The 23,916-nt window shown below is 64.2% G+C and carries 22 protein-coding genes; 7 read left to right on the forward strand and 15 right to left on the reverse strand.

Going from position 1 to position 23,916, the window contains the following annotated elements:
- Positions 1 to 217: 217 nt before the first annotated feature.
- A complete protein-coding gene (locus AC1DVS_RS16015; RefSeq protein ID WP_478024634.1) occupies positions 218 to 1,546 on the forward strand; it encodes a cell wall hydrolase in 1,329 nt (442 codons plus the stop codon).
- Between the two features lie 3 nt (positions 1,547 to 1,549).
- Here the strand turns inward: AC1DVS_RS16015 and AC1DVS_RS16020 are convergent, their stop codons facing one another.
- From AC1DVS_RS16020 to AC1DVS_RS16050, 7 genes are all read right to left on the reverse strand, one after another.
- Positions 1,550 to 2,710 carry a FecR family protein gene (locus tag AC1DVS_RS16020; protein WP_478024636.1) on the reverse strand — a complete coding sequence of 387 codons (1,161 nt, stop codon included), beginning with the start codon at positions 2,708 to 2,710 and terminating at the stop codon, positions 1,550 to 1,552.
- 2 nt (positions 2,711 to 2,712) lie between these two features.
- Positions 2,713 to 3,105, reverse strand: a complete 393-nt coding sequence (locus AC1DVS_RS16025) for a hypothetical protein (RefSeq protein WP_478024638.1) — start codon at positions 3,103 to 3,105, stop codon at positions 2,713 to 2,715.
- Between the two features lie 168 nt (positions 3,106 to 3,273).
- Entirely contained in the window at positions 3,274 to 3,741 is a 468-nt protein-coding gene (locus AC1DVS_RS16030; RefSeq protein WP_478024640.1) for a hypothetical protein, read from the reverse strand.
- 143 nt (positions 3,742 to 3,884) lie between these two features.
- Positions 3,885 to 6,179, reverse strand: coding sequence for a TonB-dependent receptor (locus AC1DVS_RS16035; protein ID WP_478025076.1), 2,295 nt, complete (start codon positions 6,177 to 6,179; stop codon positions 3,885 to 3,887).
- Positions 6,180 to 6,359: 180 nt separating this feature from the next.
- Entirely contained in the window at positions 6,360 to 7,496 is a 1,137-nt protein-coding gene (locus AC1DVS_RS16040) for a purine nucleoside permease (RefSeq protein WP_478024642.1), read from the reverse strand.
- Positions 7,497 to 7,592: 96 nt separating this feature from the next.
- The gene (locus tag AC1DVS_RS16045) at positions 7,593 to 10,124 is read right to left on the reverse strand and encodes a TonB-dependent siderophore receptor (RefSeq protein WP_478024644.1); all 2,532 of its coding nucleotides are present in this window, start codon (positions 10,122 to 10,124) and stop codon (positions 7,593 to 7,595) included.
- A 370-nt stretch (positions 10,125 to 10,494) separates the two neighbouring features.
- Positions 10,495 to 11,016: an N-acetyltransferase family protein gene (locus AC1DVS_RS16050; protein WP_478024646.1), complete on the reverse strand. Its 522-nt coding sequence runs from the start codon at positions 11,014 to 11,016 to the stop codon at positions 10,495 to 10,497.
- Between the two features lie 18 nt (positions 11,017 to 11,034).
- Here AC1DVS_RS16050 and AC1DVS_RS16055 point away from each other — a divergent pair, with 18 nt between their 5' ends.
- Positions 11,035 to 11,610, forward strand: a complete 576-nt coding sequence (locus AC1DVS_RS16055; protein WP_478024648.1) for a helix-turn-helix domain-containing protein — start codon at positions 11,035 to 11,037, stop codon at positions 11,608 to 11,610.
- Between the two features lie 3 nt (positions 11,611 to 11,613).
- Here AC1DVS_RS16055 and AC1DVS_RS16060 read toward each other — a convergent pair whose 3' ends face one another.
- The 3 genes from AC1DVS_RS16060 to AC1DVS_RS16070 form a co-directional block, all read right to left on the reverse strand.
- A complete protein-coding gene (locus AC1DVS_RS16060; RefSeq protein WP_478024650.1) occupies positions 11,614 to 12,060 on the reverse strand; it encodes a DUF5990 family protein in 447 nt (148 codons plus the stop codon).
- On the reverse strand, positions 12,050 to 13,735 hold the full coding sequence (locus AC1DVS_RS16065) for an ankyrin repeat domain-containing protein (protein ID WP_478024652.1): 1,686 nt from the start codon (positions 13,733 to 13,735) through the stop codon (positions 12,050 to 12,052). The genes AC1DVS_RS16060 and AC1DVS_RS16065 overlap by 11 nt, the downstream gene beginning before the upstream one ends.
- A gap of 213 nt (positions 13,736 to 13,948) precedes the next feature.
- Entirely contained in the window at positions 13,949 to 14,839 is an 891-nt protein-coding gene (locus AC1DVS_RS16070) for a LysR family transcriptional regulator (protein WP_478024654.1), read from the reverse strand.
- A 105-nt stretch (positions 14,840 to 14,944) separates the two neighbouring features.
- Between AC1DVS_RS16070 and AC1DVS_RS16075 the strand changes: the two genes are divergently transcribed.
- Both AC1DVS_RS16075 and AC1DVS_RS16080 read left to right on the forward strand, forming a co-directional pair.
- Positions 14,945 to 15,808, forward strand: coding sequence for an SDR family oxidoreductase (locus tag AC1DVS_RS16075; protein ID WP_478024656.1), 864 nt, complete (start codon positions 14,945 to 14,947; stop codon positions 15,806 to 15,808).
- Between the two features lie 36 nt (positions 15,809 to 15,844).
- Complete coding sequence (locus AC1DVS_RS16080; RefSeq protein WP_478024657.1) at positions 15,845 to 16,318, forward strand: AtaL-like protein; 474 nt, start codon at positions 15,845 to 15,847, stop codon at positions 16,316 to 16,318.
- 59 nt (positions 16,319 to 16,377) lie between these two features.
- Here the strand turns inward: AC1DVS_RS16080 and AC1DVS_RS16085 are convergent, their stop codons facing one another.
- Complete coding sequence (locus AC1DVS_RS16085) at positions 16,378 to 17,397, reverse strand: hypothetical protein (protein WP_478024659.1); 1,020 nt, start codon at positions 17,395 to 17,397, stop codon at positions 16,378 to 16,380.
- A gap of 123 nt (positions 17,398 to 17,520) precedes the next feature.
- Between AC1DVS_RS16085 and AC1DVS_RS16090 the strand changes: the two genes are divergently transcribed.
- Positions 17,521 to 18,003, forward strand: coding sequence for a MarR family winged helix-turn-helix transcriptional regulator (locus tag AC1DVS_RS16090; RefSeq protein ID WP_478024660.1), 483 nt, complete (start codon positions 17,521 to 17,523; stop codon positions 18,001 to 18,003).
- A gap of 46 nt (positions 18,004 to 18,049) precedes the next feature.
- Here the strand turns inward: AC1DVS_RS16090 and AC1DVS_RS16095 are convergent, their stop codons facing one another.
- On the reverse strand, positions 18,050 to 20,050 hold the full coding sequence (locus AC1DVS_RS16095; RefSeq protein ID WP_478024662.1) for a putative bifunctional diguanylate cyclase/phosphodiesterase: 2,001 nt from the start codon (positions 20,048 to 20,050) through the stop codon (positions 18,050 to 18,052).
- A gap of 151 nt (positions 20,051 to 20,201) precedes the next feature.
- On the opposite strand from AC1DVS_RS16095, the gene AC1DVS_RS16100 reads away from it, so the two are divergent.
- A complete protein-coding gene (locus AC1DVS_RS16100) occupies positions 20,202 to 21,260 on the forward strand; it encodes a 50S ribosomal protein L11 methyltransferase (RefSeq protein ID WP_478024664.1) in 1,059 nt (352 codons plus the stop codon).
- A gap of 23 nt (positions 21,261 to 21,283) precedes the next feature.
- Here the strand turns inward: AC1DVS_RS16100 and AC1DVS_RS16105 are convergent, their stop codons facing one another.
- A complete protein-coding gene (locus tag AC1DVS_RS16105) occupies positions 21,284 to 23,002 on the reverse strand; it encodes an asparagine synthase-related protein (protein ID WP_478024665.1) in 1,719 nt (572 codons plus the stop codon).
- A 48-nt stretch (positions 23,003 to 23,050) separates the two neighbouring features.
- Between AC1DVS_RS16105 and AC1DVS_RS16110 the strand changes: the two genes are divergently transcribed.
- Entirely contained in the window at positions 23,051 to 23,224 is a 174-nt protein-coding gene (locus AC1DVS_RS16110) for a hypothetical protein (RefSeq protein WP_478024667.1), read from the forward strand.
- Between the two features lie 93 nt (positions 23,225 to 23,317).
- On the opposite strand, the gene AC1DVS_RS16115 is transcribed toward AC1DVS_RS16110, so the two are convergent.
- Together AC1DVS_RS16115 and AC1DVS_RS16120 are read right to left on the reverse strand one after the other, a co-directional pair.
- Entirely contained in the window at positions 23,318 to 23,467 is a 150-nt protein-coding gene (locus AC1DVS_RS16115; RefSeq protein ID WP_478024669.1) for a hypothetical protein, read from the reverse strand.
- A 123-nt stretch (positions 23,468 to 23,590) separates the two neighbouring features.
- A complete protein-coding gene (locus AC1DVS_RS16120) occupies positions 23,591 to 23,851 on the reverse strand; it encodes a PqqD family peptide modification chaperone (RefSeq protein ID WP_478024671.1) in 261 nt (86 codons plus the stop codon).
- Positions 23,852 to 23,916 lie beyond the last annotated feature (65 nt).

Consider the following 23,916-nt stretch of genomic DNA (forward strand, 5'->3'; position numbering starts at 1 on the left):
GGACGGCCGATCTCCCCAACGGCCATTCCTGAAACGAGGTCGACGCTTTAACCCATGTCTAGAATCGAGACTCGAACCGGTGGGATAAGGCGGTCATTCCACCCGCCGCGAACCATTTCGCATTCGAAGCATTCTGGGGTACACGCGCGTCCGCTGATCGTCAGGAGCATTGTTTGATCCTCCCCCTGCATTGTTCAACCGACCGCTGAACTGACTCATGACTGAGCTCCCAACCCAGCCAGCCAAGCCGAGCGCGGGCCTGTGGCTCCTGTCGCTGCTGATCGCTGTCGTGGCGATTGCCGCGCCGTTGCTGATCGTCATGCACGCGCCGCCAGTCGTCCCGCATCGCCATGTGAAGCTGGTGCCGCAGCGCGTGGTGCCCAAGGCCGAGCTCCCACCGGTCGAGCCAGTCGCCTTCCAGGATCTCGACCCCGGCGACGCGCGCGCCTTCAACGCGACCGTGCCTTTCTCGACTGGCCCCAACCCCGCCGCCCGGCCTTTCAAATTCGTCGGCAGCGATGAGCAGCGCGCGCGCGCGATCGACTGCCTCGCCGCCGCTGTCCTGTATGAGGCAGGCGACGATGCGGAAGGCCAGCGCGCGGTTGCCCAGGTCGTGATCAACCGTGCCCGTCACCCCGCCTTCCCTAAAACGATCTGCGGCGTGGTGTTCCAGGGATCGGAGCGATCGACCGGCTGCCAGTTCACCTTCACCTGTGACGGCGCGCTTGCCGGCCATACATGGCCCGAGATCTACTGGACCCGCGCCCGCGCCACCGCCACCGCCGCACTGAACGGGTCCGTCTACAAGCCGGTCGGCTATTCGACCCATTATCATACCGATTGGGTGGTGCCCTATTGGCAGTCGAGCCTGGACAAGGTCGCGGCGGTCCACACCCATTTGTTCTTCCGCTGGACCGGCTGGTGGGGCACGCCCCCTGCCTTCAATCGCCATGTCTCAGCCGAAGAGCCAGTGATCCCGGCCATGGCCTTGTGGTCAGATGCGCATAAATCGGGCGAGGCTCTCGCGGAAGTCTCAGCCGAGGAAGCAGCCGCCGCAGCTTCAGACGCTCCGGTTTCGGCAGCGCTGCCGAGCGACACCAACAGCTTCCTCCTCACGCTCGATCCCAAAATGCCGCCCGACGCTTATGCTCTGCTCGCGACGCGGACCTGCGGGGACCGGCTCTACTGCAAGGTGATGGGCTGGACGAACAAGGCCAAAACGCCCGGCGCGCTCCCGCTCCAGGCGAGCCAGATCGCGACCATGTCGTTCAGCTATCTGCGCGACAAGGCGCATGGCTATGACAAGGCCTTGTGGAATTGCGGCGAGTTCAGGCGCGCCGATTTCAGCCAGTGCATGAAGCTTCAGGTGCTGGTGCCGGTCGCCAGCAAGCCGGCAGACAGTTTCAAGCTCGAGAGCCTGCCTGGCGCGACACGCATCCCGCCCCCGCAGGTCTCATTGACGATCAAGCCGCCGCTCGCTGCGAAGCCGAAGGCCGACGTGCCGGTGGCAGCCAAGGCGCCGGCTGTCGCGGTGGACGGCCACTAACCCTCAGGGCTTGCCCGGATATTTCGGTGTCGGTGTGGGCGTAGGCGTCGGACTTGGAGCCGGTGCCTGGATGGCTGACTGTGGCTGCGGGTTTGGCTTTTTCGGTTTGCCCTGACCCGGCTGTTGACCCTGGCCCGATGGCTGGCCCTGACCCGCTGGATCCGGACTCTTCTGGCCCTGACCAGCCTGCCCCTGGCCCGCTGGATCCTGGCTCATCTGGCCTTGATCGGTGGGCGGCAGGTCAGGGAAACGGCCCGGCCCAGGGAAACCGCCCTGGCCCGGATAGCCACCCGGCCCCTGATAGTCGTCCGGATTGCCGCCCGGCGGGCGATAGCCGGGATAGCGCGGCGGCCGGCCGCTGCGATCGGTCGGCACGAAGCCGGTTCCAGTGCGGCTGTTCGGTTCGAACGCCATCGCCTGGGCAACGCCCGGGAAGATCAATGCCTGGACCTGCTGGAGCCCCGGCGGCGAGATCACGAACGGACCGATCGGCGCCCTGCCGGCGGCGGGCACATAAACCGCGAGCATTGGCCGATCGATCGTCACCGTCCGACCAGCGGCGGTGACATCGATGACGCCCGGCCGCACCCTGCCCTGAGTCCCGCGACCGGGGCCGCGCAGGATGATCAGCGAAGCGGTCGCCGGATCGCTGCGTACGCGCGGCCCCACTCCGGGCTCGCCGGCGGCGATCCGCGCCGCTTCCTCGCCGACCACGCCCTCGAAGATCGTCCCGCGTATACCGATCGAGGCGATCGGGGTGCGGACCGAGGTGCTGCCGGCGGCATCGGGCCGACCCGAGATGAATCGGAAGGCGCCCTTGGTCACCGAGGCCGCCAGCGAGCGCGTGCTGCGATTGGGATCATAGACGAAGCGATCGATCGTCAATCGCGCATTGGCGCCGACCGTGAAGGTCGTCTTGTCGAGCAGCAGCACCTGAAGCTGGCTCCGGCCGCCGGTCTGGACCTCATCGTTGAGCGCGACCCGCTGCCGCACCACCGCGGCATGTGCCTGGGGCGCCCCGGCGCTGCGGATGCGCACATTGTTCAAAACCGCTGCGTTGATGCCGACGATCTGCGGCTGCCCCGCCGCGATCGCCGTGCCCGCCAGCGATACCGCAATGGCGAGGGTGAGGAAGCGTGCCCGCGTGCCTGTGCTGTTGGTCATGATCAGTTCCCCCGCCCCGGACGGCCAATCGGCCCGCAGGCCGCATTCGCTTCAGCCCAGGCCGGCCCGGGGACCGACCGACCGCGCACTTCATCGATCTCGAGCCGCGCGCCATTGGGGTCATCGAGGCGGCAAAGCACACTCGCATGGAGCAGCAGGATCTCGCCGGCATCGGGATGATTGATCAGCACCCGCTCGAGCGTCGCAGCCGCACCGGTCAGGTCTCCGCTGCGGATCTGCTGGCGGGCAAGCGCTGCGCCCGGCCCGGTTCCCGTCGCTGCCTGAGAGAGCTGGTCGAGCGCCGCCGCCGGATCAGCCTGCGCCAGAGCCGGTGGTGCCGTCAGCCACGCCGCGCCCAACGCGAGGAGCAGGTAAAAGGGATATCGGGTGGCCATAGATGTCGCCTCCGCTGGGTCGCCGTCTTCGTGATCGAGTCGGCTCGCCTCATCCTACCACCCCGGGCTGGTGCCGGGAACTGGCACCGCTACGGACCCAAATGGCAGGGGCAAGCGCCCCGATGCGGGAGATACGGGCCGTCAGTCGGGAAAGATGCAGGCTGGCGTTCAGCGAGTCTTCGCACTCTTCAACCGCCGGGCATTGGCCTTCACCGTGGCGTCGATCGGCGCCAGCGCCAGACCTGCCAGTCCGGCGAGCCGTTCGACCGTCCGGGTCGTGAACGCCATGCTCCGCGTCGCCTGGGTAGCCCATTCAGCCGCGGTCGGCGGCCGGCCGCGCAAGGTCATCGCAGTCGCCACCTGCGCTTCGGCGATGAAGGCGGTCTGCATCGACAGCCATTCGTCGCCCACAACGCTCGCCGCCTTGCCGAACGCCACCATCTTCTCTGGCACCATCCGCCCCAGCTCGGCATAATCGCCCTGCAGCGGCGTGCGCATCGCGGTGCTGATCATGTCCGTCCGCGCTGTGGCGATCTGCCGCGACGTCTCCACCATGCGCGATGCCTTCACGCCCGTTTGGGCCATCTCGAACCATGCCGAGCTCAGCCGTGACCAGGTGGTGAAGGGATCAGTCATAGGGCAATTCCAGTGCGGCACGAGTTCGGTAGTGATGATTAGCACGGAATCGCGTCACGCCAGTGCCGAAACACAGAGGGCAACGAAAAAGCCGCCACCCTTTGCGAGGCAGCGGCCAGATCGTCGCGATAAGATATAGGGCTTTAGAAGCTGAACTTCGCCTCGCCGCCGATGATCCGCGGCTCGTTGATCATGCCCGTGAGGTTGTTGAAGTCGATCGCGCTGATGCTGCGGATCTGGTTGGTGATGTTGCGCGCAAACGCGGCAACCTCGATCCCGTTGTGCATCTTGTATCCGACCTTGAGCCCGCCCTCGAGCAGCGGACGGCCCCGGAATTCAAGCGCGTCGTACAGGAAATAGTTGATCGTGCTGCGATACGCCCAGTCGGTATAGACATAGGCCTCGCCGTCGCCGATCGGCACGCCGTAGCGGGCGGTGACGTTCGCCACCCATTTCGGCGCCTGGGGAAGCGGATTGCCATTGATCAGCGCGGTGCCCGCCGGCGTCAGCGGGTTGAGCACATGGCAGCCGACGGTGGCGCCGCACACGCCGACAGCGATCCTGGCGTCGTCGATCTTGGTGAAGTTGTAGCTTCCGCCGGCAGTCAGGGTCAGCTCGGGGATCGGCCGCGCGTCGAACTCGGCCTCGACGCCGGAGCCGATGGCATTGGTGTTGAAGAGATGCGCCGAGTTGGTCGCCCCGCCGACCGCGGTGATCTGCAGGTCCTTGGTGCTCCACAGATAGCCGTCGATGTCGAAATGGATCTTGCCGCCGGCAAAGCTGCCCTTGAAACCGGCCTCGCCGGAAATCGTGGTCTGCTTCTTGGCAACATTCTGGACGCTGCCGAAAGTCACGCGATCCTGGATCGCAGGGCCCTGGTAGCCAGTCGCAATGCGCTCGTAGAAGTTGATGTTCTTCGACAGCGCGATCGTAGCGCTGACATCCCAGGTGACGTCGCTCGCGTTTGCAACGGCACGCAGCGGCACGATCACACCGCCTACGTTGGGCACGCTGATCGCGAATCCAGGACCATAGCCAGTGATCCGGTCGTCCTTATGGTCATGCGAATAGCGCATGCCGGCGCGCAACGTGAGCCAGTCGATCGCCTTCCACTCGATCGAGCCGAACACGCCGTAATTCTCGTTGGTGTCGCGGTGCTCGATGTCCTGGTCCAGATTGGCCGCGCGGGTCGTCGGCGGATAGCTGTAGTCGAACTCGGAATAATTGAGCTTCTGGTGGAAATAATAAGCGCCGCCGAGCAGCCGCACACCGTTCATGTCGTCGCTGGCGAAGCGGATTTCCTGGCTGAACTCCTCGGGCCGCGTCACGCCGCCCGTATTGCTGGGGAACAGAGCATCGTTCAGCGCACCGGTCGGGAAATTATAGGTATTGCCGCCATCGATATCACCCGTGCTCTCGACCCGGGCCTTTTCGAACGCGGTCACTGAATAGAGCGTGCCGACGCCTTCGAAATGATAGTCGAGGCGCAGGTTGGTGCCCCATTGGGTCAGCGACTGGCTGGTATAGCCGTCGATCCCCACTTTGCTCGGGTCGAAGCCCGGGGTGAAATTATTGCTGCCCGACTTGATCAGGCCGGCGCGGAACACGCGCGGGGTGCCGTCGAGATCGCGGACATGCCCGTTGAGCAGCGCGTTGAAATCGCCGCTCGAATAGCCGAGCTGGAAGCGCCCGGCGATGTCGCGATAGCCTTCGAGCTTCTTGTCGGCTCCGCCGGTCGGTGCGGTGTTGGTCACCCAGTCGTCACGGTATTGGAGGATGCCTGAGGCGCGGAACGCCCAGCCACCGCCAAGCGGCAGGTTCAGCGCGGCTTCGGCGTTGATTGTGTCATGGGTCGCCCAGGATGCGCTGGCATAGCCGCCGGGCTTGCTATCGTCGGGCTTCGCTGAGTCGAGCTTGATCACGCCCGCCGGGGTGTTCCGACCGAACAGCGTGCCCTGCGGCCCGCGCAGCACTTCGACGCTCGCCAGGTCGAACACCGGGAAGGATTTGAGCATCGGGCTTTCGAGCGCGACATCGTCATAGACCACCGAGACCGGCTGCGCCGCATTGGGATCGAAATCGGTATTGCCGAGGCCGCGGATATAGAAGCGCGGGAAGGTGCGGCCGAACGAGGATTCGATCTGGAGGCTCGGCGTACGCGACGAAAGGAAGCGAATATCGAGGCCGCTCGCGTTCAGCACGGCGAGCTTCTCGCCCGAGATAGAGGTGACGGCGACCGGCACGTCCTTGCTCGATTCAGCGCGGCGCGTCGCGGTGACGATGATGTCGCCATTGTCCTGATCGAGCGCGGGCGCGGCCTCCTCGGTCGGCTCGGCGGCAGCGGCTGTAGCGGGAAGTGCGCCGGCGATCACCAGCAGCGAGGCCCCGGCGAGGAGCGGGTGGAGAAGCGTGGATACGCGACGCGACGAAACGAACATGGTCATCCCCAAAAAAGGTCGGGCATCCCACCTGCGCGATTCCGCGTGCCCCGGAATTCGCATCAAACCGTAACATGCGCGTAATCAGTATCAAGCCGCCGCGGCGTGAGTTTGGCCCGGTTCGGTCGCTTCGTCCGCTGACCGTTGCAGCAATGTCGCAGCCGCGCGGTCCGTCAGCTTTCAGCCATCGTCAGTGGCGCGGGGCTTCGGCACCGCCTTCTCATACCGATCCCAATGGGTCTCGATCTCGTCGATCACCCTGGATCCGACGATGTAGAGGCTCTCCAGCGCGGCGTGCAGGCCCGCATAGCCGCCATTCTCGCGCTGCAGATTTTCCGCCGCAGTCAGCCCCGGCGGCTGCATCGTGTAGTTGCTGCCCGCGCGCAGCACCATGAAGCGGTTCTTGTCCACGCGCCCGACCCGGTCGAGATAGAGGATCGACTGATAGGTCCCGGTCTCCTCCATCGCCGAGGTGACGAACTCGCCCTTCCCGCCCGTCCAGTATTTCGTCCAGTCGCGCGCCCATTCGGTGAGCAGTTTGCCATGCCAGTAGGTCGATCCCGCAAGCTGGTCGCCTTTCAGCACGAACGGCGGTCGCTGCGCCATCGGCGTATCGGTATAGCGCGCGCGTTCTGCCTGGATGCCCGCGTCATCAGGCAGTTTGATATCCTTGGTGAGCGCATAGGCCCATTGCTGGAGCGCCGGATTGATCTCGAACATCTCGCCTTCGAAGACCGGCGGGGCGGGGTCGTCGGGGCCGTTGCTATGCAGCGGGAAATAGCCAGATTTCCAGTCCTTCGGCATTTCTCGCGCATCGATCTCGTGGGAGAGATCGCCGTCGACGAGATAATGCGCCCATGCCGCTGATCCTACCGATCCCCGGGCCGGATCGATCCCTGCGATGCCGGCGACCAGCCAATAAGCGCGCCGCAGATCGAAGCGCTGGTCGAGCCCAAGCGCCAAGGTCGCGGTCGCCGATTTGATGTTGCCCATGCCCGTGACCATGCCGAGCGTTTGCGTCGCCGGATCGTACCAGAGATCATGATGCGATTGCGGAAACGGAATCCGCGTGTCGAGGTGGCGCCGTTCCTTCCACAGCTGGAATTCGCCGGCCATGTCACCAGTGTCCGCGCCGATCTCGAACATCGTGACGATAACGACACGCACCGGCAATGGATGCGTGCACGGGCCGCCGGGAACGCAGTTGCTCACGCTCCCGGCGATCGCCCGGTGACCCGGCGCCCCACGCGCCACGCTCTGGCCAGAGAGCGAAAAGCAGGCAAAGGCGAGCATCACGGCCCGGCTCAGAAAGCGCATCACGCATTCTTTCGATGTTGGAGGCGCGGCACCAGCTACGTGTCGCACCTCAGGGAAAGGGATGCGGGGCCTGCGAGGCCCCGCATCCGGAGCCGATCAGAACGAGTATTTGATCGTCGCCTGAACATTGCGCGGCAACTGCGGCAGGGCGATATCGGCACCGAAAAGGTCCTGCCCACCGGCGCGGAAATAGCGCGCATTGTTGACGTTCTTGACCACGACACGGAGTTGCCAGGGCCCGGTCTTGAACGACGCACCGAGGTTGAGCAGCCAGTAAGACGGCAGCTTCACCTTTTGCGCATAGCTCGAATAGGTCGAATCGACGTGCGAGAGATCGCCGTTGATCGCGATGCCGTTGTCGAAAGCATAGGTCGCGGTCGCCGACACGACGTCGTGCGGAATGCCCGGGCGGCGCGCCTGCGCGTTGGTCTTCGGATAGACAAAGCCGATCTCGCTGCCACCCAGGTACAGTGATGGCGTGGCGGCATTGACGAGATCGCCGATGCCGAAATAGTTGAAATACCCTGCCCCGCTCAGTCCCACATCCAGGGCTGCCTTGTTGACCACGTCGATGTACGTGTAGTTGGCGGTCACCAGCAGGTGCCGATCCACCGACCAGCGCAGTTCCGCCTCGACACCCCTCGTCTTGATGACCTGGTTTGTCAGCGGGCTATCGGAGACGACGTCGGTACGCTCCTGCTTGTAAACGGAAACCGCGGCATAGAGCCGTTTGTCGAGGAATTCGCCCTTCACGCCGGCCTCGTAGAGCGTGGATGCGGACAGGAACGTGCCCGAGGCGATGGCAGTCGGCTGAACCTCGGCGCCTTCGCCCGCGACGATCGTCGATTGTCGCGACGCGGTGAAATAGGGAATAAGCCCGATCGGCGTCTTGTACGAGATGCTGGTGTTCCAGGACCAGCCGCTGTCAGTGCCGCTGGCGCCCGCGGCAGGGCTGTTGGGAGCCGGCCTGCCGGTGGGGTCATATTTCGCCAGGTCAGCCACGGACTTGGCATAAACATGGTCCCAACGAAGGCCGCCGATGATATCGAGGCCGAAGCCAAAATCGACATCGACAAGTCCGGCAAGCCCGAAGTCGAGATAGTGCCCGTTCAGATAGTCCGAATAGTCGCAACCGCATTGTGACGACAGCAGGCGGGTGGATGCCGCAGTGTACCCGGTGGTGATGTCGGGGCGGTTCCAGAATTCGGCGCCGAAGTCATCGCCGAACTTGAAGTGGGTGAGCCGCAGCGACGGTGACGCCTGAAACGAGATTTTGGCGGCCGAGGTGTCGAAGCTGTCAGCCAGGACGATCTTGTCTTCCAGCACATAGGAATGGATGACCTGTGAGAAGCCATAAAGGTTCTCGTTCAGATTGCTCGTGCCGTCGTAGAATATCTGGTTCTTGATCTCCAGGTCGCCGCCGCCGCTCCAGATCAGGTCGAAATACGCCGTCTTCTGGTCGTTATCGAGCCTGTCGCCCACTCCTGTCAGCGTGTCCTTGGGGCTAAGCTTCGTCGTTCCGGGATTAATCAGCGCCAGATCCGGATAGTTCGTGGTGAGGCACGTATTGGTGTAGCCGGTCGGACCGGGATTGAACACGCCGCAACCGAATGAGCCGAAGATGGTGAGGCCTTTGCCGCCGTTCGCGGCATAGACTTCCTCGCGTGAGAGCTTGCCGTCGGGAGTGGTTCCCGGAATGATGCCATCTAGCCCCGTCCCAGCGTTGCCCGTGATGTAGGTGCCGTTGTCGACAAGATCCTGGGTAAGGCGGTTCCAGCCGCTGTTCTGCTGGCCCCTGAACCGCTGATACATACCGCCGAATTCGGCACGCAGGTTCGACGTGATGTCGGTGTCGAACGCCGCCGACAGCAGCACGTCATGGGTGTGGATGTTGCGATAATAGCTGCCCGAATCCTCGAACTCGCCGTAAAGGCTGTACCCGAATTCGTGATCGCCGACCTTGCCCGGACCGGTCACGCTCGCCTTGAGCAGGTTCCTGCTCCAGCTGCCGCCGTCGTAGCTGACGAACCCCGAAGGCTTGGCGGCATAGGTGCCGTTGGCCGCGCGCGCTGTCTTGGGCACGAAATTCATGTAGCCGCCGGTCTTGGACGGGCCGTAGATCGGCGAGGCCGGGCCGCGGACGATGTCGATACGGTCGGCCGCGCCGATCGGGGTCGGATAGTTGCCGGGATTCTCAAGGCGCAGCATGCCGCGGAAATAGACCTCGCCCGGCGTGCCTCGGATGTCGAGTGCGCCGCCGGTGCCGAAGAACGAGCTGGTGAAGGTGCCCGGCACCTGAGAGACCAGATCGTAGATCTGCGTGATGCCGAAGCGATCGAGCTGCTCGGAGCTGACGGTCGACGCCGAGCGCGGTGTCTCCACCAGCGTCTTGTTGAAGCCATAGACCGATCCGACGTCCTTGACCGGCAACGCGTCGAGCGACCCGGTGATGACGATGTCGTCCTCCGGCTTGGGCTCCTCGAGGGCGGGCTTGTCCTGCGCCCAGGCCGGCGCCGTCAGCGCGGTGCAGGCAAGCAAGCTGGCAGCGATCAGGCTGAGCGGGCTGCGAAGGTCTTTATGCTGCATCGCAGCACGAACCATGAGGTGAGTGGAGAGAATCTTTGCCATCGTCATATGCCCCCTTGGTGCCGATGGGAGCGCCCATTTTCCCCGCGCTCCATCGATCAATGATGTCAAATAATTGCCTCTCCAAGTTTCTTAATTGCTGCGTTGCACCATCGTAATGGTGCAGTCGCAGCATTGTAAAGGGAAACTTTATTGCGTGCCGATTTGTGAAGTGTGGCGCTTCAGCTGCTGTTATCGCGAGGTTTTTCAGTCGGACGATATGGCCGGGAAACGCTCGGATACCGGTACTCGGCCGGGCTTTCCCGCAAGCAAGCCTGTTCTGGCCTGGTCGCCGGGCGGTGCATGTGGGTACGGATCGTGATCGCTCAGGTGTCCGGGATGCTGGCGGATCTCGTGCTGGTCTGAGCTGCAGCTAAAGCTTGCGGTGGAGATAGACGAGGTCGAGCCAGCGGCCGAACTTGCGGGCGACAGCGGGGAGCCGCCCGACTTCAACGAATCCGAACTTTGCGTGAAGCGCCAGGGATGACGCGTTCTCGGCATCGATTCCGGCGATCATGACATGTTTCCCGGCGTCAACCGCGCGGTCCATCAGCGCTTGCACCAGGCGAGTGCCCGCGCCGTGGCGGCGGCGATCAGCGCGGATATGGACGCTGTGCTCGACGGTCGGCTCATAGCAAGGCCATGGCCGGAATTCGCCGTAGCTGCCGAAGCCGATGAGCTCTCCATCCTTGTACGCGGCCAGCACGGGGAAGCCGCGCTCCCGGCGCTCGGCAAACCAGCGCGCCCAATAGTCCGCGGTAACGGGCGTCTCGGAATAAACCGCCGTCGTCGTAGCGATCACGTCGTTATAGATGGCAAGGGCGGCCGGCAGATCGGACTCGCGCAGATCGGCGATCGACAGGCTTTCGCCCAAACTTTCCAGAGACTCCACCATATGATAGAATCATCTCATATGATGGATAATTTGACAAGAGCCCTTGCTGATCGGGTCAAGATCGAACGCAAGGCGCGGGCATGGTCCCTCGGCCAGCTCGCGGATCAATCCGGCGTCTCGCCCGCCATGATCAGCAAGATCGAGCGTGCCGAGGTCAACGCCACAGCAGTTGTTCTCGGCAAGCTTTCGGGCGCGTTCGGCATACCCCTGTCCGACCTTCTCAGCGGCGGCGGGCAAGACACCAGCCGACTGACGAGCCTTTCCGATCAGCCGCTTTGGACCGATCCGGAGAGTGGCTATTCGCGGCGCGCCCTGTCGCCCCGGTCGTCAGCTGTGCTCAGGCTGACCGAGGTCGAAATGCCGGCCGGCGCCCGTGTCGCCTATCCGGCTGCCGCATACGCCTTCCAGCATCAGCAACTCTGGATGCTGTCCGGAACCCTCAGGCTGCAGGAAGGCGATCTCATCCATAACCTCGCCGCCGGCGACTGCCTCGCTTTCGGCGAGCCCGCGGATTGCGTATTCGAGAATATCTCCCGCGAGCCGTGTCGATATCTGATCGCTATCGCACACCTCCAGCCATCCTCCGGAAGATAATCGCTAACCCCCCGTCCGCCACCCCGGCGGAAGTAGCGGAACGCTCGCGCAGGCGACGCCCCCATCGCGAGCGGTACCGGCAATATGCGCTTCCAGGCACCCGCCCGCTGGCAATGCATCGATCAACGCCCAGCTGATCCCGCCAAGCGGTACCTTGGCCCGTCGCCCATCGACGGCGCCGGGTGCACCGGCATAGGTCCCCGAATTCAGATAGACGAACCGCCCGCTCGGCGGCCCCTGGACGCAAGGGCCCAGGAGCCGCGGGCCGCCATCGGTCCCGGCCCCGCTCACCGTCACTGAGAAATCGAAGACCCGAGCGTCTTGCGAGATTGAAATCGGCGCGACCAGCACCGCCTTCCCGGTCGCGCCGCGTTGCAGAGCGACTGCGGCCCCCACGGGTGGGCTCTCCATCACGATGCGCAGCGGCAGCTCGAACGGATCAGTTCGCATGACGACCCGACTCCTTCAAACGCGTCTCCATCAGGTCCGCCGCCTCGTCCATGCCATTGGCGCGGGCCGCTTCGATAGCGGTCCGGCCCTGCTTGTCGCACATCATCGGGTCGGCCCCATAAGCCAGCAGAAGCCGGGCCATATCAGCGGCGGCGGATTCCTCATCGGGCAGGCAGAAGAGCGGCGTCGGCGCCTCCACCTCCGGCAGGACCTGATCGGCCAGGTCCGGCTCTACGCGCAGCACCTCTTCGAGCCGCGCCAGCCGCCCGAGCGATGCAAGCGCCCGCACATCACGACTCAACGGCGCCAGTCGCTCAGTCAGGTGCGGCTTGCCGAGCACCGCCGACCAGCTGAACGGTGTGCCCCGCCATTTCCGTTCGCGCAGCTCGACATCCGCACCCGCCGCGAGCAGCAAATCGACCGCTTCGAGCGATCCGGACTGAACCGCCCGGTGCAGCGGACTGATGCCGTCATGGCCGAGGCCGCCTACCGACGCGCCCAGCGAGAGCAGCAGGGCCACCGCGGGAGCGTTGCCGAACTCAGCGGCAGCGAGCAGCGGCGCCGGATTGCGCACCAGCATCGGGTCGGCCGCAAGCAAAGCTCGGGCGCCCGCCACATCGCCGCGCAGGCATGCCGCTCGAAACGCCTGTGCCCCCGCCAGTATCACTGGGCTGGCGCCGTGCCGCTCCAGGAGCCCGGCCATGTCGAGATAGCCCGAAAGCTGAGCCAGCGCATGGGCTGGCTGCCTGGTATAACCGTGCACCGCGTCAGCACTGGCTCCACGCGCCAGCAACCATTCCGCGCGCAGGAGATGGTTCTGTCCAACCGCATTGCCGAGCAAATAGTCGAGCGTATTCAGTCCCTGAAAGTCACCCAGCCGCCCCTCGCCAGCCACGCGCCATGCGTCGAGCGCGCCATGTGCCTCACAGTGCCGCCAGAACAGATCATACCAGTACACATCAGCGCCGACGATCGAGACATTGTAAAGCGCCTGAAGATCATAGGGGGCCGCACCCGCGGCGATCAGCAGCTCCACCAGCTCGAACGCCTGAGCATGGCTCGGCTTGGCCCCCTCGCCCAGCCCCACTGCACCTGTCAGGACTTTGAACGGGCTGCCCCAGCCATCGTCGAACTGGAAATTCGGGTCCGCGCCGGCGTCGAGCAACAAGCGCGCAATGGCGACTGCGTTGACTGCGTCGAGCCGGCCATAAGTGACATAGGCCAAGGCGGACCAGTTGCGAGGGCCGCCCGTCCGCTTCGCCCCCCGTGGATCGCGGGCAAGCCGCCGCTCGACCTCGGCCAGATCGCCACAGGTCGCCGCCGCAAACAAGCTGTCCTTCGCGATATCGGGATATCGTTTGAGGAGCCGCCGCGCCACGGCCAGATCACCGCCCCAGCCATGGCCAAGCACCTGGTCCACGCGGCCCTTGTGGCTCTTGCTGTCACCAGCGAGGTCACCGATCGCGGCCTTGAGCGCAGCCCAGCTCTCACAACCATGTTCAAGCGCCAGGGCATGCTGCGCATCCCGCAGTCCCGGCTCGGCCGGTGCCTTGGGCCAGGCCGCGAGCAGGCGCGATCGCGCCTCCGCATCGCCCGCGCGCAAGGCCTTCAGCCAGCGCTTGGCGTCCTTGCGCAGTGTATCGAGATTCGTCCTGGGGGTGAGCGTACGGCTCATTGGATACCATCCTTCCAATCGCCAGACGTCCGCTTACGAAAGGCCGGAAGAAGGGTTCGTAAGGATCAGATCGGACTGGATGGGAGCATCTCCCTTGCCGCGGACAGGCGGCGCTCCAGCAGCGCGCTGGCTGTAGGGATAATCTGGAGGGTTTTCGGTGTCAACGAGGGCGACCTCTGCATCGATCTGATGGAGGAGCGAGCGATGTGCCCGTCACTTGCTCATATAAGCGGCGAGCTCATCGGGCGTGCCCATCGGGAATGCCTGTTTCAGATAATCGAGGAACGCGGACACACGGGCACTCAACAGCCGGCGCGAGGGATAGAGTGCCCAAAGCGTGATCTCCGATCCGACGATATTGCCCCAGTCGACCAGCGTGCCACGGACAAGATCATTGCTGACCAGCGATATCGGCAGCCGAGCCGCGCCGACACCGGTGCGCACCGCATCCAGGACCATGATCAGCGAGGAAAGCGCGAGGACCGGCTCGATCGCAATGGTCGATCGGCCATCCGTCGTTTCAACGTCCCACGCCTGCCGGTCGCTCATCGTTCGAACGACGGCAGGAACCGCGATCTCGCCAGCGGGGCGCTCGAGGTCGGGGCTCGCCACGACCACCATATAGTCATGGAGAAAAGCACGGCCGATCAGGCTCTCGTCGCGCGCGGGATTGACCCGGATCACGAGATCATACCCCTCCTCCACCATATCGACCGCCCGATCCTCGGTCGTGACTTCAAGGCGAACCTCCGGGAATTTCATCGCAAAGCCGGCGGCGATCTTCCCCATCGCCGACTGCGAAAAGACCAAAGGCGCACTGACGCGGAGCCGGCCCCGCGGCCTCTCCCCGCCCGAGGCGATCGCTGCGGCCGTTTCTTCAAGCTCTGTGAGCAAATGGCCCGCCCGCTCGAATAGTGCCCGCCCTTCTTCGGTAAGCTTGAGCGCCCGCGCGCCACGCTCGAACAGGCGGAGGCCAAGGCTCGCTTCCAGGTCCGCCACGCGGCGCGACAGGGTCGCCTTGGGACGCCCGGCCGCGCGTGCGGCCTTACCGAACCCGCCATGGCGCGCAACCAGGTTGAAATCAGCAAGGGCTAGCAGGTCCATCTGTTCCACCAGTGAGACGTAGTGTCCATATATAGCGTCTATCGGCACGATTGTGGATCACTAATTTCCGGAGATGCCAATTGGCGCAACCCAGGAGTGACCCCAATGACCATCCTCGTTACCGCAGCGACCGGAAATGTCGGCCGCAATGTCGTCGAACAACTCGTGAAGCGCGGCGCCGATGTGCGTGCCCTGGTTCGGGATCCGTCAAAAGCCAGCTTTCCCGCCGGCGTGGAAGTCATGCAGGGCGACATGCTCGACGTCGATTCCCTGCGCAGCGCCGTCTCCGGCGTCTCCACGCTCTTCCTGCTCAACGCGGTTGTGGCGGATGAATTCACCCAGGCGCTGATCGCTCTGAACGTCGCCCGCGAAGCCGGGATCGAGCGGATCGTTTATCTGTCGGTGATCCACAGCGACCGCTATGTGAATGTGCCGCATTTCGCGGGCAAGTTCGGCGTCGAGCGCATGATCGAGCAGATGGGGTTCAACGCCACCATCCTCCGCCCCGCCTATTTCATGGACAATGAAATCACGATCAAGGACGTGGTGACCAGCTATGGCATCTATCCGATGCCGATCGGCGACAAGGGCCTCGCGATGGTCGACGCGCGCGACGTCGGCGAGATCGCGGCGATCGAACTGATCCGCCGCGAGCAATCACCCGTGCCGTTGCCCCTCGACTATATCAACCTGGTCGGCCCCGACACGCTGACCGGCGCGGACGCAGCGGCTGTATGGACTGAAGTACTCGGCCGCACGATCGCCTACCCCGGCAGCGACACCGCTCAGTTCGAACAGAATCTTCGCCAGGCCATGCCGAGCTGGATGGCGTTCGACATGCGCCTGATGGCCGAGCGCTTCATCACTGAAGGCATGGTGCCGGAGAGCGGTGACGTCGAGCGTCTCACCCGCATGCTTGGACGCCCTCTCCGCTCCTATCGCGACTTTGTCGCGCAGATCACGGGCTGATCGCCCCCTCACCCACTCGATGCAAGGACCATCGTTATGATTTATTCGACCGCCACCGTCCCCGTGAACCCAGAGGGTGAGACCAGGCTCACCCGCGCCCAGGTGTGGCGGGGCCTGGAGCTCAAGGCCCGCGACGCCCGCCTGTTCCTGCCACCCGGTCTCTGCACGCGCTGCGACGTCGTCGAGGAGAGTGAAACGCACTTCGTGCGCGAAGCCACCATCGCTGGCGCCGACCTGCGCGAGATCATCGCCGTCGAGCCGGAGCGCAAGGTGACCTTCTTCCAGACAAGCGGCCCGCGCGAGGGCGCGATCATCAACGAGCTGTTCGAGGACGAAGCCGGTGAGCTCCAGCTCAAATTCTACTGCTATCTCGGCCTGCGCGGCAAAGAGCCGAACGGCCCCGAGGAGCAGGCCGAACAGGCGCAATTCGACAGCGACAATGGCTACAAGGCCGCCCTCCTGTCGACGCTGAAGCGCACCCGTGAGCTGCTGGCCGAGGGCCGGCTCTGATCTTTAGCGCTGGATAGCGAGGCTGCCCTTCCCCGGGGCAGCCTCAGGACCTTACCTCATCATCCGGCAGAAGCGCTGAGCCGGTCGCTTTCCGGGAGACCGCCCACTTTCGGCAGGGCTGATGTGACCATCCGTCTCCAGGCAACGATCGCGAGACCGACAATCAGCGCTGCGACCAGACTATGGGGCAGCAGATCGGCGGTGCCATGGAGTTCCCGATCCGTCAGGAACCCGAACACGGTATAGACGCCGAGCCCGCCCGCCATCAGCACGAAACGCTGGCTGTCACGCCACTGCCGGCCCCGCGTGAAATAAATCATCAGCGCGACGAACATGGCCTCGACCGCGATCAGCATCGCTAAGGAGACCTGCCAGGGCCAGCCGCGCAGTGCCGACCCGAAATGCTCGAGAAGCATCACGCCCGATCCGGCTGCGAAGGCGAACGCGAACAGCGTTGCAGGGTGCGGCGCGGCTCGCTCGGAGGGCGCCGCGCGGAAGCGGGGCCAGGCGAACGCAGCGGCGATCAGCATCGCCACGATCACGCCGGTGCCGATAAATTGCCCGGGCGATGCCATGAACGGCAATGATTTATAGGTGAAGTTCGCCACAGCCGCCGAGCCCGCCAGGAACAGCAACCCAAAGACACCGATCCCGACTGGCCCGAGCCAGCTTCTGTCACGCCGCGCCGGAAAGAGCGCCTCGACGAAACCGATCGGCACGGCGATGCTCCAGACCGCATGGATCGTCACGACGAACACGAGCCATGGCAAGCCAGTGCCAAGCGCGGCGACATAGCCGAAGTCGAGCAGGCGCAGATGGAGGTAATTGGGATTGAACAGGGACTGCGTGACGAACCCCTCCTCGACAAACCCATATGCGATGCCGAGCAGCGCGATCGTTACCCATCCCCCACCGCTGCGCCGTGCCGCTTCGCGGATCAGGAGCGCGCCCGATCCATACATCGCCGCCATCAGCGGCAGGATCGCGATCAGCGACACCGGCAAAGAGCCAAGCAGATATTCGGCCACCAGCGGGGCCAGCAGCCACAACGAAATCACAGGAAGCAATCGACGCATCATGTCACATCTCCAGCTTGATGTGCCATATTAGTCTAATATTAGATGATCTGCAATTAGATAATCTAATCACCCTTGCTACCCCCTGCGCGGCCCGCTAAGCCCGCCCTGGAGGAGAGTTCGGAAGTGACACTGCCCCGCGGCCAGCACGATGAGATCCACGACTTTCATGCGCAGAGCTTCGGCTATGCGCTGGCGCGGCTCAACCAGCTTTTCCGCGACAGCCTCGCCAGAACGCTGGACGGCACCGGGCTGCATATGGGCCAGGTGCTGGTGCTCGCCACGCTGCGCGCTCAACGCGAGCTGCACGGCGAGAGCACGCTGACCCAGACACGGTTGGCCGAAAGCACGGGAATCGAGAAATCCTCGCTGGTGCTGTTTCTCGACGCGCTGGAGCGTGACGGCTGGGTCGAGCGCTGCCGCCACCCACGCGACCGCCGCGCCCACATCATCCATCTGACCGACGAGGGCGCCCGCCGTTTCGAACAGGTCGGGCTCGGCCTCTACCAGCAGCAGCAGGCAAACCTGGCCGTGCTCAGCGACACCGAGAAGACCGCGATGCTCGACATGATGAACCGCCTGACCGAGCACCTCTCCGCCGCCGAATGAGGAAGCGGCGGCCGCCTGTGCACACCGGCACCGAAATCAGTTGGGATCAGGCACCGGCCCTCTGAGCGACGGTCAGCGCACGACCCATGCCGGCCGGCCATTCGATGTCGTGACTCTTGACGACCACAGGAGAGGGTTTCCCGAAATAATATCCCTGGAACAGGTCGATACCCATCGCCGAAAGCCGCTCGAACTGCTCCTGAGTCTCCACCCCTTCGGCCACGACTGAAATACCCAGCCGCCGGGCGATGAGCAGCGTGCTTTCGATCACGGCACCACCATTGCCGTCAATCGCAGACACGAACGAGCGGTCGATTTTCACCGCCGTCACCGGCAAACTCAACAGGCGCGAAAGCGATGAATATCCAGTCCCGAAATCGTCGATCGACAGGGAAACGCCGATCGCCCGCAAGCTCTCGATCGATGATCTGGTCGCGTCGATATGCTCTTCGGCAAAGACTGACTCGGTCACTTCGAGTTCGAGACGACCCGCCGGCAAGCCGGTTTGTGCGAGTATCTGCGCTACGCGAAGTGGAAAATCGCCTTCGCGCAATTGCTTGACTGACACGTTGACCGCCACGATCGGTGCATGATCGGGTGTCGCCCAGCCTGCGGCATCGGCGCACGCCCCCCGCAGAACCAGATCGCCCAGGGCGATGATCCCGTCGGATTCCTCGGCGATCGGGATGAATTCATTGGGGCCGACCGAGCCGAGGATCGGATGATTCCAGCGCGCAAGCGCCTCATAGCCATGGATAGTGCCGGCGCGCGCATTGAAGATCGGCTGATAATGAAGGACGAGTTGCTCGATTTGTACTGCCTCGGCCAGCGCCCGCGAAACGTCGAAGCGGCGCTTTTGCGTGGCGGCATAGGACACGCAGAAGGAAAGAACCTTGCCGCGCCCCTGGCGTTTGACCTCGGCGACGGCAAGATCGGCCGCCAGAATGAGCGCTTCGTGCGTGGCCGCATCAGTCGGAAACATCGCAAGACCGGCTGACAGGCCGAGCGAAACACTCTGTCCCTGAATCTCGAAAGGCTCATTGACCGCTTCGATCAGCGCATTCGCGATTCGTTCTGCCCGGGGGAGAAGGTTGTCGCCATGCCCCAGCACCATGACGAACTCGTCCCCGCCCCACCGCGCAAGCAACGCGCCGTCGGGCACCAGCCTGTTCAGTCGGCCAACGACAGCCTGAAGGATGCGATCTCCAACATCATGGCCCATCGCATCGTTGATCTGCTTGAATCGGTCGAGATCAAGGAACAGTGCCGCCGCTTCGCGCCCATCATCGGGGTGAACATTCGCGTGCATCCAGGACAAGAGGCGCCGGCGATTGGGCAGGCCGGTCAGGCTGTCTGAATTTGCTGCACTGGCGAGTGCCTCGGTGCGCTCTTCGATCCGCTGCTCAAGGTCCCTGTTGAGTGCCTGCAGGTCGCGAACCAGATCGACATTCTCGTTCTTCAACTCGATGCCGCGACGAATGGTGAGATGGTTGCGGTGGTGCACGACAAGCATGACAACCACAAACACCAGGCCCAGAAATGTCATGATCAGACCCTGGCGATCATGGTTGAAGAGCAGCAGGGATGCCGGCCCAACCATTGCCGCGATATAGATACGCCCTTCGCGCAGCGTCGCTGCCAGGATGGCCGTCCCGCCGGCCGCCATTGCCGAAAGAATCATCGAGACCATGAACTGGTCGGCGCTAACCGATCGGCTCACTGATCGGCTCACAAGCAGCGACAGCGCCGCCCATGATGCGGCAGACGCATATACGCCAATGGCGAACTGGCGGCGCCAGCGCGCCAGCTGAACTGGCGAGCCGTTGAGGATGATGTCGCGCGTGAGATGTGCGCCAAAGCCGAATCGACCGGCGCATAAAATCGCCACCGCCGCAAACCAGACCAGAGCCCAATCGGCCCCGCCCAGCCACAATACCGTCGATACGCCGCCGCTGGCGACCACATTCATGCCGACCATCGGCTTCAGGTTTTCGTAGGAGATCGCAAGCAGTTCGCGGTCGACGCCCCCGATGCCTTCTGATTTCATCAGGCCCATTTCCCCCTGCGTACCGCTACTATGGCGCATTGGTTAAATATTGGCCCAAGGGAGAACGCCCCCGGCGCCCGCCGGTCACCGCTTGCCGAGCGCCCGCATCGACCCGCTCGACGCACGTAATAAATCGCCGCAAGATCCGGCGATGAAAAAGCTCTCGGACGGACTGGCTGCGTTGCAGCCCAAGACGGAAGGCAACCAGGCGGCGATGGTGCAGCTTGCGGGTCTGATGCGCAAAGCCGGACAGGTCGAGCAAGCGGCTGCCTTGTGCCGTCGGGCATTGGCGCTGGCGCCCCACGATGCGGAACTGGCGGCGCAGGCGCGCGCCTTGCTAAGCGAGGATGTGCCTAACTGGCATTTCACGATCGTGGCCGATGCGGCGCGCAACGCGGCGTATGACACGGCGCTGCGCCGCGCGATCAAACCCGGCATGCGAGTACTCGAAATCGGCACCGGCACCGGCATCCTCGCAATGATGGCGGCGCGCGCCGGCGCTGCTGAAGTGGTCACCTGCGAAATGAACCCGGCAATCGCTGACGCGGCACGCGGCATCATCGAAAGCAACGGCTATGGTGGCGTGGTGCGCGTGTTTTCCGGTCACTCGGACAAGCTCACCCTCGCGGAGCTGGGTGGACCCGTGGACCTCCTGGTTTCGGAGATCGTCAGCAACAATCTGCTGGGCGAAGGCGTGCTTCCGGCGCACGAAAAGGCCATGCGCGACCTGATGAAGCCCGGGGCGCAGGTGATCCCCGCACGCGGGCGGGTGCGCGTCGCACTGGCGGAGGATTTGCGCGGCGAGACCGGGCGGATGCGCATGGTGGACGGCTTCGACCTGTCCCTCTTCAACGACCTGCGCGCGCCTGCCCGGTCGCATCCGGTGGGCAGCGAACGGATAGAATTACGCAGCGACCCTGGCGACCTCTTCGACTTTGACCTCGGCTCCGAGCGCGTTTGCACCCCAGCGAAAGCCAGAATGGCCGTCCGCGCCGCGGGTGGACGCGTCAACGGCATCGCGCAATGGATCGCGCTCGATATGGATGAGGACACGCACTACGAGAACCGGCCTATGCCCGGGGCCACATCTTGCTGGGCCATGATGGTCCATGCCTTGCCCGCCCCGATAGAAGCCACGCCGGGGCAAGCGATAACAATCGCCGGATCACACGATCGTCGCAGCCTCACGATCTGGATGGAGACACTGTAGGGGACCGCTGCCGGCAACGGAGATTATTCGTTTCCGCGTTCGACCCAGCGGATGAACTGCCCGACATGAACGGCGCGGTCCATCGCCAGGCGATAGGCGGTCATATGGTCCTCGGCGTCGCGCGCATCTTGCGGCCAATCAGCGATCAGCCGTTTCAGGCGCGGTAGGTCCAACAGCCTGTCAGCCAGCCGCGAGGCCTCCAGCCGCTCGACCTCCGCTTCGATCAGCGGGCGGCGCGCATTCAACGATTCGAACCAGTTGGGAGCCTGTTCGCCCGTTCTGGTTTCGTCGAGAATTTCTCGCGGCAGGCGATCGGCGAACAGCTGGCGCGCGTACCAGCGGGGCACGCCGTCGCGCAGGAACAGGGTTTCGGGAATGGTGAGGGAAAATTCTATCAGCTCGCGGTCGCTATAAGGGTCGCGCGTTTCGAGACTGTCGCCCTGCATCGCGAGCTGATCGCGGGAAATCTGCAACTGGTCGAAGATCTGATGCGCGCGCATCTGGGCGCTGGTGCCGCGCGTGCTGTAGGTCGGATCGAACCCGTCCTCGCGCCATTGCCTGCGCAGATCGAGCGATTCCATGACATCGGGGTTGAGCAGGCTGAACTGGCTGATGTCCTCCGGCGCGCGCCCGCGCAGGCGGCGGAAGGCGCGGTGCAGGCCCGGCGGCAGCAGCGGGGTCAGCCCCTGCCCCACCAGGGTGCGCGGCAGGCTGCCGCCAGCGCTGCGCGCCAATGCACGCGTCTGCCGGATCAATTCCAGCCAGCGTCCCTGGCGCGCCAGCGCTGACAGGCAAAACCGCCCGTCCCAACTGAACGTCAGATTGCCCATGACCCCCATCAGCGCCACACGATGACCGTCCTGGACGAGCGCATCGCGGATGCCACTGAACCAGCCCAGATTGTCCACGTTTCGGCAGGGCATGGGCATGATGGTCTGGAAGAAGCGCGCGGGATCGGCCTGCATCGGATGGGCGACCTGCGGCGTTACCAGCTTCAGCCGCAGCGCGGGATGCATGCGCTCCAGCGCCCGCACCTTGTCGCTTTCGTCGAGGTAGCGGTGGGAACGCACCGACCTGTCGAGCCCGGGCGGTGGGACGCCGCAATAGCAATCGAGCTCGGCCAGGCCGAGCCGCGCGGCGGTGGCAGCCATCGCGCTGGAGTCGAAGCCACCGCTCACGCAGATGGCGGCGCGCGGCATGTCGCGAAGAACCCGCGCCACCGCGCCGTCCATGAGTTCGCGACCCCGCGCGATATAGTCTTCGTCGCGCGCATAGGGCGGCGGCGCGTCCAGCCGCGGACTCCAATAATGGCATTGGTCGACACGGTCCGGCGCAATGCGCACTACGGTGCGTGACGGCACCCGACAGACGCCGCGATAGAATGTGCCTTCTCGTTCGCGGTGATTGAGCGCCAGGAAATTTGCCAGCAGTCGCTCGTCGAGCTCGCTCGGCACGTTGGGCAAGGCCAACAACGTCCCCAGATGCGAGGCAAAGGCCACGAAGTCCTTGCCCGCATGGTAAAACAGGGCGCGTCCACCCGTGCAGTCGCGGGCAAGGGTGAGTGTCCGGCGGGCTTCATCCCAATGCGCAAAGGCGAATGTGCCCAGCAACTGTGCGATCCCGGCATCGCCACGCTGCTCGAAGATCGCGCCTATACACGCCGCTTCGCCGCTGCGCGACGACATACCAGCGGTGGCGGCGATATCGGCAATATTGTCGAGCCGGCTGTCCGCCGCGAACAATGCTCCCGGCGACCATTCGCCCGCTGGGAGGGCCTGAGCGAAAACGGCGTGCGCCGCGCGTTGGAAATGGATTCGCCCGCGCTGTCGCTGACCGAGCGCAGAGGCGAGCGCCGCTTCCTGCCGATCCGAGATGGAGGCGCCATCAAATCGAATGAGGCCGGCAAAGTTCGTCATGCAGGTTCTGGCAAGCCCCTACCGCTGGCCGGCAACGACACCCATTGAAGGGGCTATGGTGAGCAGCCTGAACCGCCGATGCCAGGTGTCGGGCGAGCTAGTCCAATTCAAAAGGTCCGAGGGACGTTTAAGGCAGAGACCCTACGAATTGGCAGAAGCGTAGATATCGCCGCCGCTATGGGAGACCCCTTGCGTCTCCTCGAATTCCACAATGACCGCACGTGGCGTTTGCCAGGGCGCGCGCGCCGGAGCATCGATCCCGATCGGCTCTTGCTCATCAGTGGTCGGCACGAAATTCTCCCAACGACGGCTTGATCGGGCAGTCGGATTCCAGCGATGAAATGCGATCCGGCTTCGCCCGACCCTATCGCCTCGAGCACCTACCATGCGGCTTTGGGTGGAACAAGCGCGCGGTCAGGTTATGGAAATGGCGTCCTGGCGAACGAGGATGTCGAGGAAATCCTGGGTCTCGGCGCGGCAGATTTCGGGCGTCACGTCGAAGTCGCGGACCAGCGTTGCACACAGCGCGTCCAGCTCATGCGGCTCTGCCAGCAGGTCCCAGATCCGCGCGCCCATCGCGTTGAGACCCACATAGGTTCCGGTCTCCACGCACATCATCACGGTTTCGCCGTCCGCCTCGGCGGAGATCCATTCGCCTGGTCCGCGTATCATCATCAGAATTGCCCGAACTTCTGCTGCGGCGGAGGAAGGAAGCTCAGATCATAGCCGATGGTCGCCAT

The organism is Sphingomonas sp. P3_C5, from assembly GCF_056402635.1.

Coding starts and splice junctions, on each gene's coding strand:
- AC1DVS_RS16015 (WP_478024634.1), top strand. CDS start 218: ATGACTGAGCTCCCAACCCAGCCAGCCAAGCCGAGCGCGGGCCTGTGG.
- AC1DVS_RS16020 (WP_478024636.1), bottom strand. CDS start 2,710: ATGACCAACAGCACAGGCACGCGGGCACGCTTCCTCACCCTCGCCATT.
- AC1DVS_RS16025 (WP_478024638.1), bottom strand. CDS start 3,105: ATGGCCACCCGATATCCCTTTTACCTGCTCCTCGCGTTGGGCGCGGCG.
- AC1DVS_RS16030 (WP_478024640.1), bottom strand. CDS start 3,741: ATGACTGATCCCTTCACCACCTGGTCACGGCTGAGCTCGGCATGGTTC.
- AC1DVS_RS16035 (WP_478025076.1), bottom strand. CDS start 6,179: ATGTTCGTTTCGTCGCGTCGCGTATCCACGCTTCTCCACCCGCTCCTC.
- AC1DVS_RS16040 (WP_478024642.1), bottom strand. CDS start 7,496: ATGCGCTTTCTGAGCCGGGCCGTGATGCTCGCCTTTGCCTGCTTTTCG.
- AC1DVS_RS16045 (WP_478024644.1), bottom strand. CDS start 10,124: ATGGCAAAGATTCTCTCCACTCACCTCATGGTTCGTGCTGCGATGCAG.
- AC1DVS_RS16050 (WP_478024646.1), bottom strand. CDS start 11,016: ATGGTGGAGTCTCTGGAAAGTTTGGGCGAAAGCCTGTCGATCGCCGAT.
- AC1DVS_RS16055 (WP_478024648.1), top strand. CDS start 11,035: ATGATGGATAATTTGACAAGAGCCCTTGCTGATCGGGTCAAGATCGAA.
- AC1DVS_RS16060 (WP_478024650.1), bottom strand. CDS start 12,060: ATGCGAACTGATCCGTTCGAGCTGCCGCTGCGCATCGTGATGGAGAGC.
- AC1DVS_RS16065 (WP_478024652.1), bottom strand. CDS start 13,735: ATGAGCCGTACGCTCACCCCCAGGACGAATCTCGATACACTGCGCAAG.
- AC1DVS_RS16070 (WP_478024654.1), bottom strand. CDS start 14,839: ATGGACCTGCTAGCCCTTGCTGATTTCAACCTGGTTGCGCGCCATGGC.
- AC1DVS_RS16075 (WP_478024656.1), top strand. CDS start 14,945: ATGACCATCCTCGTTACCGCAGCGACCGGAAATGTCGGCCGCAATGTC.
- AC1DVS_RS16080 (WP_478024657.1), top strand. CDS start 15,845: ATGATTTATTCGACCGCCACCGTCCCCGTGAACCCAGAGGGTGAGACC.
- AC1DVS_RS16085 (WP_478024659.1), bottom strand. CDS start 17,397: ATGATGCGTCGATTGCTTCCTGTGATTTCGTTGTGGCTGCTGGCCCCG.
- AC1DVS_RS16095 (WP_478024662.1), bottom strand. CDS start 20,050: ATGAAATCAGAAGGCATCGGGGGCGTCGACCGCGAACTGCTTGCGATC.
- AC1DVS_RS16100 (WP_478024664.1), top strand. CDS start 20,202: ATGAAAAAGCTCTCGGACGGACTGGCTGCGTTGCAGCCCAAGACGGAA.
- AC1DVS_RS16120 (WP_478024671.1), bottom strand. CDS start 23,851: ATGATGATACGCGGACCAGGCGAATGGATCTCCGCCGAGGCGGACGGC.